This window comes from Variovorax paradoxus (assembly GCF_022009635.1).
GTDB lineage: Bacteria > Pseudomonadota > Gammaproteobacteria > Burkholderiales > Burkholderiaceae_C > Variovorax.
In genome coordinates this window covers 3,880,941-3,894,236 of record NZ_CP091716.1, presented here as the reverse complement: position 1 = coordinate 3,894,236, position 13,296 = coordinate 3,880,941, and the positions used below count along the sequence as shown (strand labels likewise).

Annotated in this window: 10 protein-coding genes; 8 read left to right on the top strand and 2 right to left on the bottom strand. The window is 68.0% G+C overall.

Annotated elements, in window-relative coordinates:
- The first annotated feature begins 103 nt into the window (after window positions 1-103).
- Window positions 104-1,471: a chromate efflux transporter gene (gene chrA, locus L3V85_RS18145; RefSeq protein WP_237680415.1), complete on the top strand. Its 1,368-nt coding sequence runs from the start codon at window positions 104-106 to the stop codon at window positions 1,469-1,471.
- Window positions 1,472-1,479: 8 nt separating this feature from the next.
- On the opposite strand, the gene L3V85_RS18140 is transcribed toward chrA, so the two are convergent.
- Entirely contained in the window at window positions 1,480-2,535 is a 1,056-nt protein-coding gene (locus L3V85_RS18140; protein ID WP_237680414.1) for a DMT family transporter, read from the bottom strand.
- A 164-nt stretch (window positions 2,536-2,699) separates the two neighbouring features.
- On the opposite strand from L3V85_RS18140, the gene L3V85_RS18135 reads away from it, so the two are divergent.
- The 5 genes from L3V85_RS18135 (at window position 2,700) to L3V85_RS18115 (ending at window position 9,308) form a co-directional block, all read left to right on the top strand.
- Window positions 2,700-6,200: a response regulator gene (locus L3V85_RS18135; RefSeq protein WP_237680413.1), complete on the top strand. Its 3,501-nt coding sequence runs from the start codon at window positions 2,700-2,702 to the stop codon at window positions 6,198-6,200.
- On the top strand, window positions 6,173-7,063 hold the full coding sequence (locus L3V85_RS18130; RefSeq protein ID WP_423838546.1) for a CheR family methyltransferase: 891 nt from the start codon (window positions 6,173-6,175) through the stop codon (window positions 7,061-7,063). Before L3V85_RS18135 ends, L3V85_RS18130 begins: the two co-directional genes overlap by 28 nt.
- A complete protein-coding gene (locus L3V85_RS18125; RefSeq protein ID WP_237680412.1) occupies window positions 7,060-7,662 on the top strand; it encodes a chemotaxis protein CheB in 603 nt (200 codons plus the stop codon). Before L3V85_RS18130 ends, L3V85_RS18125 begins: the two co-directional genes overlap by 4 nt.
- Window positions 7,652-8,875 carry a hybrid sensor histidine kinase/response regulator gene (locus L3V85_RS18120; protein ID WP_237680411.1) on the top strand — a complete coding sequence of 408 codons (1,224 nt, stop codon included), beginning with the start codon at window positions 7,652-7,654 and terminating at the stop codon, window positions 8,873-8,875. Before L3V85_RS18125 ends, L3V85_RS18120 begins: the two co-directional genes overlap by 11 nt.
- 73 nt (window positions 8,876-8,948) lie before the next feature.
- Window positions 8,949-9,308, top strand: a complete 360-nt coding sequence (locus tag L3V85_RS18115; protein WP_237680410.1) for a response regulator — start codon at window positions 8,949-8,951, stop codon at window positions 9,306-9,308.
- Window positions 9,309-9,382: 74 nt separating this feature from the next.
- Here the strand turns inward: L3V85_RS18115 and L3V85_RS37345 are convergent, their stop codons facing one another.
- On the bottom strand, window positions 9,383-11,437 hold the full coding sequence (locus tag L3V85_RS37345; RefSeq protein ID WP_272934801.1) for an Ig-like domain-containing protein: 2,055 nt from the start codon (window positions 11,435-11,437) through the stop codon (window positions 9,383-9,385).
- A gap of 158 nt (window positions 11,438-11,595) precedes the next feature.
- Between L3V85_RS37345 and L3V85_RS18105 the strand changes: the two genes are divergently transcribed.
- A complete protein-coding gene (locus tag L3V85_RS18105; RefSeq protein ID WP_237680409.1) occupies window positions 11,596-12,330 on the top strand; it encodes a FadR/GntR family transcriptional regulator in 735 nt (244 codons plus the stop codon).
- A gap of 100 nt (window positions 12,331-12,430) precedes the next feature.
- Window positions 12,431-13,261, top strand: coding sequence for a substrate-binding periplasmic protein (locus L3V85_RS18100; protein WP_237680408.1), 831 nt, complete (start codon window positions 12,431-12,433; stop codon window positions 13,259-13,261).
- Window positions 13,262-13,296 lie beyond the last annotated feature (35 nt).

Below are 13,296 nucleotides of genomic sequence, written 5' to 3'. Positions count from 1 at the left end.
ACACAGGACGCTGCTACGATGCCCCACCGGGAAAACAGCCTCCCGGCCTGCAAAGCAAGACGGTGTCCCGTCCAAGCGCTGGAGACCCTCAACGGAGCATTCCGTGGACACTGCCTTGCCTGACGCAAACCCCGCGCCTTCCGCGCCCCTGCAACCCGTCACTTTCGCCGAAGCCTTTCGCTTCTGGCTCAAGCTCGGCTTCATCAGCTTCGGCGGCCCCGCCGGGCAGATCGCGATCATGCATACCGAACTGGTGGAGCGCCGCCGCTGGATCAGCGAAAAGCGCTTTCTGCATGCGCTGAACTTCTGCATGCTGCTGCCCGGCCCCGAGGCACAGCAGCTGGCCACCTACATCGGCTGGCTGATGCACAAGACGCGCGGCGGCATCGTCGCCGGCGCGCTGTTCGTGCTGCCTTCGCTGTTCATCCTGATCGCGCTGTCGTGGATCTACATCCGCTTTGGGAACGTGCCGGCGGTGGCCGGTGTTTTCTACGGCATCAAGCCGGCAATCACCGCGCTGGTCCTGCATGCGGCGCACCGCATCGGCAGCCGGGCCTTGAGAAACGGGTGGATGTGGGGCATCGCCGCCGCGGCCTTCGTGGCGATATTCGCATTCGACACCCCGTTCCCAGCCATCGTGCTGGCGGCCGGCGTGATCGGGCACTTCGGCGCGAAACGCGCGCCCGCAGTCTTCGCGCTGGGCGGCGGCCACGGCGCGGCACGACAGAGCTACGGGGCCGCGCTGATCGACGACGACACGCCCACGCCGCCGCATGCGCGTTTCTCGCGCTCGGGGCTGATCAAGGTTCTGGGCATTGGACTGGGCCTGTGGCTCGCAGCCATGGGCATTCTTGTTGCCGTCCAGGGGCTGAGCGGAACCCTCACCCAGATGGGCTGGTTCTTCACCAAGGCGGCATTGCTGACCTTCGGCGGCGCCTATGCCGTGCTGCCCTACGTCTACCAGGGCGCCGTCGAGCAGCATCACTGGCTGACGGGCACGCAGATGATCGACGGACTGGCCCTTGGAGAAACCACGCCAGGCCCGCTGATCATGGTCGTGGCTTTCGTCGGCTTCGTCGGCGGCTGGCTGCACCAAGTGCTGGGGCCGGATTCGCTGTTCCTGGCGGGTGCGCTGGCCGCCACGGTGGTGACCTTCTTCACCTTCCTGCCGTCGTTCGTCTTCATCCTGGCCGGCGGCCCCGCCATCGAGGCCACGCATGGCAAGCTGGGATTCACCGCGCCGCTGTCGGCCATTACCGCGGCCGTGGTGGGCGTGATCCTGAATCTGGCGCTTTTCTTCGCCTATCACGTGCTGTGGCCGCAGGGCTTCGGCGGCCGCTTCGACGCTGTCTCGGCTGCGATTGCCGTGGCCGCGGCGATTGCCTTGTTCCGCTTCAAGGTCGGCGTGCTGCCGCTGCTCGGTGCCTGCGCGGTGCTGGGCCTGCTGCTTTCCTTCCTGCTTCCCGCCTAGTGGCTTAGCTAGTGCGCGTGCCGATGATGGGCATCCGGCACATGCGCATGGGCATGCCGGAACGGCTCGTGCACATGCGGATGGCTGTGGGCGCCTGACGGCATGACCTCGTGGGTGTGGTCATGGTGCCCGTCGTCGTGGCGGTGCGCGTGTTCATGCGCGAGGCGCTCGTGCGCATGTTCGTGGCCGTGGGATTCGATCAGGTGCAGCACCACGCCGAGCATCATCAGCACGCCGCCGGCCGCCATTACCCAGGTACCGCTTCGATCGCCGAGCGCGATGGCAAAGGCCGCGCCGATGAACGGCGCGAAGGCGAAGACCGAGCCGGTGCGCGCGGCGCCGAAGGCTCTTTGCGCAAGAAGATAAAAGCGAAGGCTGAGCCCGTATCCGGTCGCGCCGACGGTGAACAAGATCACCATCGCAGCCGGCGCGGGTGCCGGCTCGTGCAGCAGCCAGCCCAAAAGGGTCGCCGCCACCGCGCCGATGGCGGCCTTGCCCAGAACGACCTGGCCCGGGTCCCGTTCGGCCAGTGCGCGCGAAAGCGTGTTGTCCACGCCCCAGGCGGCCGTCGCCACGAGCACGGCCAGCATTCCCCAAAGCTGCGTGCCGCCGCTTCGACCCTGGTCCAGGACCAGCGCCACGCCGCCGGCAAAAAGGAGCAGCATGGCCGCCCACACGCGTCGGTCCATCGTCTCCTGGTAGAGCAGCCGCGCCAGCACCGCCGTGAACAGCGCTTCCAGCGTCAGCATCAGCGAAGCGCTGGTGCCGCTCGTGTGCTGCAGCCCCCAGGCCAGGGCGACGGGGCCGATCAACGCACCGAAAGCCGCCATCAACAGGAGCCGGGGCAGGTCGCCGCGCACCATGCGCGCTTCGCGCTCCACCCGCTGCCGGGTCGCGAAGCCGACGGCGGCAGCGCCCGCATAAAGAAGCGCCGCGGTCGTGAAGGCACCCGCGCCCTTTCCGAAATGCTGGACGAGCGGTGTGCTGATGCCGAAAAGAGCCGCTGCGAGCAAGGCGAGCAGTCCGCCCTTCACGGCAGGGAGGGAAAGATGGCGGGCGGTCATGGTCGGTGATCTGGTCGTGAAGTGAATTGTCATTGTTCCGCCCCCGCGAAATTGCAGCCTGACGAGCCGCCATTTCCCGAAGAAATCCCTGACGGGCTCTTCTCCGACAGGAACAGCGTCGTTTTTCGGCAAAACTTGACAAGTTTTGCTTACAAATGCGACCGATGAACACTCCCTCCGCGATCGACCCTGAAGACTTCGACCGTCTGCTGAGCCGCAACCTCAAGCTCCCGCTGATCGGCGGCGTTTTCGGCGCCGTGGTGTTCGTCGGGCTGATCCTGTTTTTGCTCAACACCATCGGCTGGGTCGAGCACACCGACCGCGTGACCCGCGCCGCCAGCGAGCTGCAGCGCCAGAGCATCGACATGGAGACCGGCATGCGCGGCTTCCTGATCACCGGTGACGAGACTTTCCTGGAACCCTACCAGAGCGCCCTGCCCCGCATGAAGACCGACACGGCCGCGCTGCGCGAGCTGGTGTCGGACAACCGGCAGCAGGTCGAGCGCCTGGACCGCATCGCCGCCATCCAGGGCACCTGGATCGAATTCGCGCGCAGCCTGATCGCCGCGCGCCGCGCCGGCGAGGACGCGCAGGCGCAGGTACGGCTGGGCCGCGGCAAGCGGCTGACCGACGACATGCGCGCGGAATTCACCGCCTTCATCGACACCGAGCAGGCGCTGCGCTTCCAGCGCAACAACGATGCCAACCGCACCGCGTGGTGGGTGATCTGCCTGTTTTTGCTGTTCACGCTGACGCTCACCGGGCTGGTCGCCTACTTCGGCCGCCGGCAGCTGATGCGGCTGTCCGAGAGCTACGACGCGGTGCTGAAGGAACAGGCCGCCCATACCGACCGCCTATCTCATGAGGCCTGGCTGCGCGGCGCGCAGACCGAGCTGGTGGGCGAACTGGTGGGCGAGCTCAGCGCGCCGGACATGGGGCGCAAGATCCTGGCCTTCTTCTCGCGCCACCTGGGCACCTCGGTCGGCGCCATGTATGTGCGCGAGCGGCACGGACCGCTGCGGCGCGCCTCGAGCTATGGCTTTTCGAGCGCGGCCGAAGCCACGCCGCAGGTGTTCTCGCCGACCGAAAGCCTGGTGGGCCAGGCCGCGGCCGAGCGCCGCCGCATGGTGATCGAACCTGTCACCGCCGATTACCTGAAGGTGAATTCGGGCCTGGGCGAAATGACGCCCCAGGCGGTGCTGCTGCTGCCGGTGGCCAGCGACGGCATGGTCAACGGCGTGATCGAACTCGGCCTGCCGGGCGCGCTGGACGAGCGCGGCAGCCAGTTGCTGGACGTGGTGGCCGACGACATCGGCAGCTCGCTGGCGGCGGCGCGCTACCGCGAGCAATTGCAAGATGTGCTGGCCGAGACCCAGCAGCTCAACGAGGAACTGCAGGTGCAGCAGGAAGAACTGCGCACCGCCAACGAAGAGCTCGAGGAGCAGTCGCGCGCGCTGCGGGCCTCCCAGGCCATGCTGGAGAACCAGCAGGCCGAGCTGGAGCAGACCAACAGCCAGCTGTCGGAGCGCACCGAGGCGCTCGACCAGCGCAACACCGCGCTGCGCCGCGTGCAGCGCGACCTGGAAGACCGCGCCGACGAACTGCAGCGCGCGAGCCGCTACAAGTCGGAGTTCCTGGCGAACATGTCGCACGAGCTGCGCACGCCGCTGAACAGCGCGCTCATCTTGGCCAAGCTGCTGGGCGACAACCCGCAGGGCAACCTGAGCCCCGAGCAGGTGAAGTTCGCGGAGTCGATCTACTCGTCGGGCAACGACCTGCTGGTGCTCATCAACGACATCCTGGACATCTCGAAGGTCGAGGCCGGCAAGCTCGAAGTGGTGCCGGAAGACGTGCCCCTGCGCCGGCTCGCCGAAAGCCTGGAGACCACCTTCCGCCCGCTGGCGATGCAGAAGAACCTGAGCTTCCGCCTCGACATCAGGCCCGACGCACCGGGCTCGCTGGTGACCGACAGCCAGCGCGTGGAGCAGATCCTGAAGAATCTGCTGTCGAACGCGCTCAAGTTCACCGACCGCGGCGAAGTGGCGCTGGTGGTCTCGGGCACTGCCGATGGCGGCGCGGCCTTCGCGGTGTCCGACTCCGGCATCGGCATCGACCCGCAGCAGCACGAGCTGATCTTCGAAGCCTTCCGCCAGGCCGACGGCACCACCAGCCGGCGCTACGGCGGCACGGGGCTGGGCCTGTCGATCTCGCGCGACCTCACGCAGCTGCTGGGCGGCACGCTCGCCGTGCAGAGCCAGCCGGGCCAGGGCAGCACTTTCGTGCTGCAGCTGCCGGCCAAGGCGCCGCAGGCTTCGGGCAATGCATCGGCCACGCAGTCGCCCATCTACACGCCCAAGCCGGCGCACGCCCCGGTGGGCCAGGCGCCGGCCGCGCCCGCCACGCCGCTCGCGCCCCAGCCGCCCTCCCCGGTGCCCGCGCCGCAATTCGCCGACGACCGCTCGCTGCCGCGCGACCAGGTGCGCCGCGTGCTGGTGATCGAGGACGAGCCGCAGTTCGCGCACATCCTCTACGACCTGGCGCACGAACTCGGCTACCGCTGCCTGGTGGCGCACGGCGCGGCCGACGGCTTCGAGCTGGCCACGCAGTTCGTGCCCGACGCCATCCTGCTGGACATGCGCCTGCCCGACAGCACCGGCCTGGACGTGCTGCAGCGCCTGAAGGACTCGCCGCACACCCGCCACATCCCGATCCACGTGGTCTCCGCCGCCGACAACGCACAAGGCGCGGCGCTGCAAATGGGCGCCATCGGCTACGCGCTGAAGCCGACCACGCGCGACGAACTGATGCGCGTGTTCGCGCGGCTGGAAGACAAGCTCACCCAGAAGGTCAAGGTGGTGCTGCTGGTGGAAGACGACGATCTGCAGCGCGAGAGCGTGATGCGGCTGATCGAGGACGACGACATCGAGATCGTGGCCGTGGGCTCCGGCGAAGAGGCGCTGGAGCTGCTTCGCACCCGCGTGTTCGACTGCATGATCACCGACCTGCGGCTGCCCGACATGCAGGGCAGCGACCTGCTCAAGGCCATGGCGGCTGAAGAGATCGTGTCGTTCCCGCCGGTCATCGTGTACACCGGGCGCAACCTCACGCGCGACGAGGAAACCGAGCTGCAGCGCTATTCGCGCTCGATCATCATCAAGGGCGCGCGCTCGCCGGAGCGCCTGCTCGACGAGGTGACGCTGTTCCTGCACAAGGTGGAAGCCGAACTCTCGAGCGAACGCCAGGGCATGCTCAAGACGGCGCGCGGTCGCGACCGCATCTTCGAGGGCCGCACCATCCTGCTGGTGGACGACGACGTGCGCAACATCTTCGCGCTGACCAGCGCCCTCGAACAGCGCGGCGCGGCCGTGGAAATCGGCCGCAACGGCCGCGAGGCATTGGAAAAACTCGACCAGGTGCGCGAGATCGACCTGGTGCTGATGGACGTGATGATGCCGGAGATGGACGGCCTGGAAGCCACGCGCCGCATGCGCGCCGACCCGCGCTTCGAGAAGATGCCGGTGATCGCCATCACCGCCAAGGCCATGAAGGACGACCGCGAGCAGTGCCTGGCCGCGGGCGCCAACGACTACCTTGCCAAACCCGTGGACCTGGAGCGCCTGTTCTCCCTGCTGCGGGTATGGATGCCGAAAATGGAGCGCCTGTGACCCTGCCGCCTTCCGCTTCGCCTTCCACGCCCCCGCCGCTGCCGCCCCTGAGCGACACCGAGATCGAGCTGCGCCTGCTGATGGAGGCGATCTATCTCAAGTACAGCTACGACTTCCGAAACTACACCGTGGCCTCGCAGAAGCGCCGCGTGCTGCATGCGCTCGAGCAGCTCGGGCTGCCGAGCATCTCGGCGCTGCAGGATCGCGTGCTGCGCGAGCCGGCGCTGTTCGGCCGGCTGCTGCAGTTCCTCACCATTCCGGTGAGCGAGATGTTCCGCGACCCCTCGTACTTCCTGGCGCTGCGCCAGCACGTGGTGCCGATCCTGCACACCTACCCTTCGGTCAAGGTGTGGGTGGCGGGCTGCAGCACCGGCGAGGAAGTGTTCTCGTTGGCCATCCTGCTGCGCGAGGAAGGCTTGCTCGAACGCACGCAGATCTACGCGACCGACATCAACCCGGCCTCGCTGGAGAAGGCGCGCCAGGGCATTTTTCCGCTCGAGGCGATCCGCGGCTACACCACCAACTACCAGCGCGCGGGCGGGCGCAGCGCGTTCTCCGACTACTACACCGCCGCCTACGAGGCCGCGCGCTTCGACCCCTCGCTGTGCGCCGACGTGATCTTCGCCGACCACAGCCTGGCCACCGACAGCGTGTTCGCGGAAACGCAGCTGGTGTCGTGCCGCAACGTGCTCATCTATTTCAACCGGCAGCTGCAGGACCGGGCGCTGGGCCTGTTCCACGAGTCGCTGTCGCACCGCGGCTTCCTCGGGCTGGGCTCGAAGGAAAGCATCGACTTCTCGGGCTACGCCACCCGCTTCGACACCCATGCGCGCGCGGAGCGCATCTACCGCAAGGCCACATGAAAAGGCGGCTTCGCTCGACCAACAAGCGCGTGGAGGCCGTGGTGCTGGGCGCCTCCGCGGGCGGCATCGACGCGCTCACCACCCTGCTGCACGACCTGCCCGCCACCTGGCACATACCGATGGCGGTGGTGCTGCACCTGCCCGAGGAGCACGACAGCCATCTGGCCGAGATCTTCGGCCAGCGGCTGCCGATTCAGGTGCTCGAGGCGGCCGACAAGATGCCGCTTTCGGCGGGCAGCCTGTATTTCGCGCCGCCAGGCTATCACCTGTCGATAGAGCGCGAGCGCGCTTTCTCGCTGAGCTGCGAGCCGCCCGTGCTGTTCTCGCGGCCGTCCATCGACGTGCTCATGTCCTCCGCGGCCGATGCCTACGGCCCCGCCCTCGCCGGCTTCTTGCTGACCGGCGCCAACTACGACGGTGCCGAGGGGCTGCACCGCATTCATCTGGCCGGCGGGCTGACCGCCGTACAGGAACCGACCGAAGCTCAGATTCCGACCATGCCCCAAGCCGCCATCGCGCGCCACGCTCCCGACTACGTGCTCCCCTTGCGCGAGCTGCGCGCCCTTCTTCTGCAACTGGAGGCCGCCCATGAACATTGAGGTCGAGAGCAAGCTGCTGATCGTCGACGACCTGCCGGAGAACCTGCTGGCGCTGGAGGCGCTCATCCGCGCGCCGGGCCGCGTGGTGCATCGCGCCGCTTCGGCCGAAGCCGCGCTGGCGCTGCTGCTGGAGCACGAGTTCGCGCTGGCCATCGTCGACGTGCAGATGCCGGGCATGAACGGCTTCGAGCTGGCCGAGCTGATGCGCGGCACCGAGCGCACGCGGCACATTCCCATCATTTTCGTGAGCGCCGCCGGGCGCGAACTGAACTACGCGTTCCAGGGCTACGAGAGCGGCGCGGTCGACTTCCTGCACAAGCCGCTGGACCCGCACGCGGTGACCAGCAAGGTCAACGTCTTCGTCGACCTGCACCGTCACCGCAAGGCGCTGCGCCACGAGATGGACCAGCTCGCGGTCGCCCACCACAAGCAGGAAGAACTGGTGCAGCAGTTGCAGCACACCCAGCGCGAGCTGGAGCGCGCGGTGCGTATGCGCGACGACTTCATGTCGATGGTGTCGCACGAGCTGCGCACGCCGCTCAACACGCTCTACCTGGAGGCGCAGTTGCGGCAGCTGCATCTGTCGAAAGGCAATCTCGCCAACTTCACGCCCGAGCGGCTGCCCTCGATGATCGAGCGCGACCAGCGGCAGATCCGCAACATGGTGCGGCTGATCGACGACATGCTCGACGTCACCCGCATGCGGCGCGATGCGCTGTCGATCCAGACCAAGCCGGTTGACCTGAGCGCGCTTTCCCGCGCGGTGGTCGAGAACCTGCGCCAGCAGGCCGAGGCTGCCGGCTCGCCGATCACGCTGCAGACGCCGGCCGAGCTGCGCGGCGTGTGGGACGAGTTCCGCATCGAACAGGTGCTGACCAACCTGCTGACCAACGCACTGCGCTACGGCAGCGGCAAGCCGGTGGAGATGACGGTGAGCCTGGAGGGCGACACCGCCCGCGTGGCGGTGCGCGACCAGGGCATCGGCATCGCGCCGGAAGACCACGCGCGCATCTTCGAGCAGTTCGAGCGCACCGACGACAGCCGCCGGCACGCGGCGGGCCTTGGCCTGGGCCTGTACATCACCCGCAAGATCGTGTCCCTGCACGCAGGGCATATCGGCGTGGAGAGCGCGCCCGGCGAGGGCTCGCGCTTCGTCGTCGATCTGCCGCTGCACATCCCCGAGGCCGACGGCGACGCCGCGCAGCCAACGTAGGCATGCTCCTACCCCCGGGCGCGCGAGCGCCCGCGATACTGAATCCTTCGAACTACCGGAAAGAAAAAAAGCTGTGAACGTGCTGATCGTCGACGACAACGAAGCCGCGGCCGACCTGTTGCAGGAACTGCTGACATTGCAGGACCACACGGCGCGCTGTACCTACACGGCCCAGCAGGCGCTCGACGCGGCCGCTGCGGAAAGCTTCGATGCCGCCTTGATCGACCTGACGCTGCCCGACTTCCCAGGCACCGAAGTGGCCCGGCGGCTGCGCGCCAGTGCGGATGCCGGCGCGCCGAAGCTGCTGGTGGCGATCTCGGGCTTCTCCGCGCAGGACAGCGGCGGCCAGTCGGCCCAGGGCCTGTTCGATCACCACCTGCAAAAGCCGATCGATATCGACAAGCTGGACCGGATCCTGGCGTCGGCTTCCTGACGCGCCTGCGAGGTTTTCGAGCTTTTCGAGTCGAGCCCGGATTCCTGGCGTGTCCGCGGTCTCCGCGAGGCACATCAGTAAGAGAGCGTGATCGAGCCGTCGCCCCCGTTGTCGTAGGACGTCGCGCCATTGCCGCCGACGTCATAGGTGGCACCGGCGGGGCCTGCACTGCCCCCGCCGCCGCCGCCCCCGCCGTAGTTGCCATTGAAGCCGCCCCCGCCGCCGCCTCCGAATCCAGCGCCACCACCGCCGCCGAACGTCGAACCGTCGCCGCCGCTCGCGCTGGAGCCAGGGGAGCCGGGCGCGATGGTTCCCGTGCCCGCCGCTCCGCCGCTCCCGTTCGCTCCGCCCCCTGCGGAGCCCACGCCGGATCCCGGCATTCCGGAGCCCGAGCCGTGCCCGCCTCCGTCGCCACCCTCGGTTCCCCCCGCACTGGCACCGGCGCCTCCGCCGCCGCCGGCAATGAACAGCACGCTTGCGCTTTGCTGAAGTGTCGTTGCCCCGCCGCCGCCGGCCGCCGTGCCGGAGTCGCCGCCACCGCCGACGCCGCTGGTGCCGACTCCGCCACCGCCACCGCCGCCCCCAATGAAAAGACTCAAGGTTTCACCCGGCGTGACCGCCATCTGCGCCGTCACCCGGCCGCCGTGGCCACCGCGGTTGTAAGCGCCCGAAGCGCCGCCACCGCCGCCCAGTGCGACAACCCTGACAAGGTAGACGCCAGCCGGCACCTTCCAGGCCGCAGGGCCCGATGCGGAGAAGATCGTCTTGGGTTCGACGGTGAGAAGTCCGCTCGTGCTCACGCTCCCTAGCGCCGCGCTGATGGTTGCAGTGCCTTGGACCACGCTCGTCGCGAAACCCGCGGTTCCTGCCGCATTGCTGATGGTCGCCACGCCAACGGTGTCGGACGCCCAGGTCACCAGGGACGTGATGTCCTGCGTGCTGCCATCCGTGTAGGTCCCCGTCGCGGTGAATTGCGTGATGCCGCCGGATGTCCCTCCGATCGTGGCGGTTGCGGACGGCGGCGTCATCGCGATGGACGCCAGCCGCGCTTGCGTGACGGTCAGTGTCGTCGTGAACTTCACCCCGCCCAGGTCGGCCGTGATCTCTGTGCTGCCGATCGCTGCGGAGGTGGCCAGGCCCTGTGCATTCACACTCGCCGCCGAGAGGTTGTTCGACGCCCAGCTCACCTGGGCCGTGAGGTCCTGCGTGGTCTGGTCGCTGTACGTCCCGATGGCGGTGAACTGCTGCGTGGTGCCCAGCGCGATGCTCGGGTTCGCGGGTGTGACGGCAAGGGAGGCCAGCGACGCCGCGCTGACATCGAGTGTGGCCGTGGCCGCGGGCACGGACGCGCACGGGCGCGCGAGGCGGCAGCTTGCCGTGATCGTCGCCTGCCCCTGCGTCACACCGCTGGCCAGCCCGGTTCCATCGACCGTTGCCACCGCGGGAGGGGACGAACTCCAGTCGACATCGGCGGAAATGTTCTGCGACGTGTGGTCCGAGAACGTGGCCGTGACGATGAACCGTGCCTGGGTTCCCTTGGCGATGGAAGCGGTGCGTGGCGTGATTTCCATGCCGACCACGATGGCTGGCGTGACCGTGAGCGTGGTGCTGCCGCTCTGTCCGCCGAAGCTGGCCGTGGCCGAGCTGGTTCCGGGGGCCGCGCCAAGCGCCTTGCCCGAGGCGTCCACGCTCGCCACGGCGGTATCGGCCGTGCTCCACGCGGCGGTGGATGTCACGTCGCCGTGCGTGTTGTCGCTGTAGATGGCCGTGGCCGTCAGCTGCACCGAAGTGCCGGCCGCCAGGCTGGGGTTGGCCGGAGTCACCTGGATCGAGACCAGCTTCGGCGGCGAGGCCGGCGCCGCAGGCTGTGGCAGCGGCACGAAGGATGCGCCTGGAGAACTGCCGCCACCGCCGCACGCACCCAGCGCCATGAGCATCACGAACGCGAGGACCGACGATACGACGTGAAAAAGACGATGAAGTCCCGGGAATCCAACGCGCCTCGCGTTTTCTTGCTGGCCGAAGTGAATGGTCGGTGCCAAAGAAGACTGGTGGAGTGCCAAGGGGTGGAAATCGAACAGCCTGCGCCTCGTGCGCCTGAGCAAGGCGCCGAATTCGGGCGTTCGCATCTGGTAGTGAGCAATGGCGCGAGACGATATTTGCGGCCAGCTCGCATGTCCATCGCCGAAAACAGGTAGAGGAGCCAGTCAGTCCGACGGCCGCTTACCCATACTGGTAAACCACGAGATATAAATTGGTGAACCACTTTTAAACTGGCTCACCAATAATGGCGACGCTCACAGAACTCCCTCTCGTCCAGGCTCCCGAGCCGGAATCGGACCGCTCCTATCAGAAGCTCGCGGCGCGCATCGCCGGGCTCATCACCGAGGGCGAGTTCAAGGCGGGCGACCGCCTGCCCTCGGAGCGCGCGCTGGCCGAGCGCTTCAACGTCAGCCGCACGCTGGTGCGCGAGGCGATCATCGTGCTGGAGATCCAGGGCGCGGTCGAAGTGCGCGGCGGCTCGGGCATCTACATCTGCGCGCCGGTGGCCGGTGCCGCGGTGCCGGCCGCATCGGCCTACACGCTGTCGCCCGGGCCGGGGCCGTTCGAGCTGCTGCGCGCGCGCAGCCTGATCGAATCCGAAATCGCTTCCGTCGCCGCGGAGAACCGCAAGGACAGCGACATCGACCGCATCTACGCGGCGCTGGCCGCGATGCGCGAGCACATGCAGGACAAGGCGGCCAACGAGGCGGCCGACCGCCTGTTCCACCTGCGCATTGCCGAGTCGACCGGCAACAGCGTGCTGCTGCAGATGGTCACGGCGCTGTGGGACCACACCAAGGCGCCGATCTGGTCGCAGATGGAAGCGCACTTCCACACGCCCGAGTTGCGCCGCGCCTCGCAGGACGACCACCAGCGCGTGTTCAACGCGCTGCTGGAACGCAACCCGGCTGAAGCCCGCGCCGCGATGCGCGCGCACATCGACCGCGTGATCGCCGAGTTCGCGCAGGCCTGGCGCTGACGCCGTGCGCGCCGGCCGCGCGGCGATGCCGCGCCCTGCTGTGCCTTTTCCACTTTTCCCTCTGCCCGGATTCGGGTGCCCCTAGAACTGGAGACTGAAGATGACAACGACCAAGACCCTGCTCGCCGCCTTGCTGGCCGCGGCGTTCGTCGGCCAGGCCGCCGCGCAGACGGTGCCCGTGCCCGCCCCCGGCACCAGCGCGCGCATCGACGCGATCAAGAAGGCCGGCGTGCTGCGCGCGGCGGTGCTGTCGAATCCGCCGTGGCTGGTGGAAAACACCACCGGCTCGGGCGACGCCTGGGCCGGCCCGGCATGGCTGCTCGCGAATGAAGTGGCCAAGCAGCTGGGCGTGAAGCTGCAGGCGGTGCCGGTCTCGCACGAGACCAAGGTGCCGGTGCTGGCCTCCAACCAGGCCGACATGACCATTTCTCCTCTGTCGGTGACGCCCGAGCGCCTGAAGGTGGTCGACTTCGTGACCTACTCGCGCACCGCGCTGTGCGTGTTCGGCCGCGCCGACAACCCGAAGGTGGCCAACGCCAAGTCGGTCGACGACTTCAACAACCCGAACATCACGGTTGCCTACTTCACCGGCGGCGGCGAGGAGAACTGGGTCAAGAAGCGCTTCCCCAACGCCAAGCTGCGCGGCGTGTCGACCGCCGGCACCGCCGCGCCGGTGGAAGAAATCATGGCCAAGCGCGCCGACATCACCCCCATCAACCGAGTGCCGTGGCAGGCGCTGAACCGCAAGGTCAAGGGCCTGAAGGTGCTGCCAGACGCCAACAACTGCCAGGACTCCACCGAGATGGCCACGCCCATCGGCCTGGCGATCGACAAGAACCAGCCCGAATACCTGAACTGGCTCAAGGCCGTCAACGACCAGATGAAGCCCAAGCTGGACGCGGACGAGGCCCGGATCATCAACGCGATGTGACCCGTCCGGCCGCGGCCGGACTCTCGCAACGATCT

Excerpts from the sequence above, each read along its gene's own strand:
- L3V85_RS18140 (WP_237680414.1), bottom strand. The coding sequence starts at position 2,535 with ATGACCGCCCGCCATCTTTCCCTCCCTGCCGTGAAGGGCGGACTGCTC.
- L3V85_RS18100 (WP_237680408.1), top strand. The coding sequence starts at position 12,431 with ATGACAACGACCAAGACCCTGCTCGCCGCCTTGCTGGCCGCGGCGTTC.
- L3V85_RS18135 (WP_237680413.1), top strand. The coding sequence starts at position 2,700 with ATGAACACTCCCTCCGCGATCGACCCTGAAGACTTCGACCGTCTGCTG.
- L3V85_RS18130 (WP_423838546.1), top strand. The coding sequence starts at position 6,173 with ATGGATGCCGAAAATGGAGCGCCTGTGACCCTGCCGCCTTCCGCTTCG.
- L3V85_RS18105 (WP_237680409.1), top strand. The coding sequence starts at position 11,596 with ATGGCGACGCTCACAGAACTCCCTCTCGTCCAGGCTCCCGAGCCGGAA.
- L3V85_RS37345 (WP_272934801.1), bottom strand. The coding sequence starts at position 11,437 with ATGCGAACGCCCGAATTCGGCGCCTTGCTCAGGCGCACGAGGCGCAGG.
- L3V85_RS18125 (WP_237680412.1), top strand. The coding sequence starts at position 7,060 with ATGAAAAGGCGGCTTCGCTCGACCAACAAGCGCGTGGAGGCCGTGGTG.
- L3V85_RS18120 (WP_237680411.1), top strand. The coding sequence starts at position 7,652 with ATGAACATTGAGGTCGAGAGCAAGCTGCTGATCGTCGACGACCTGCCG.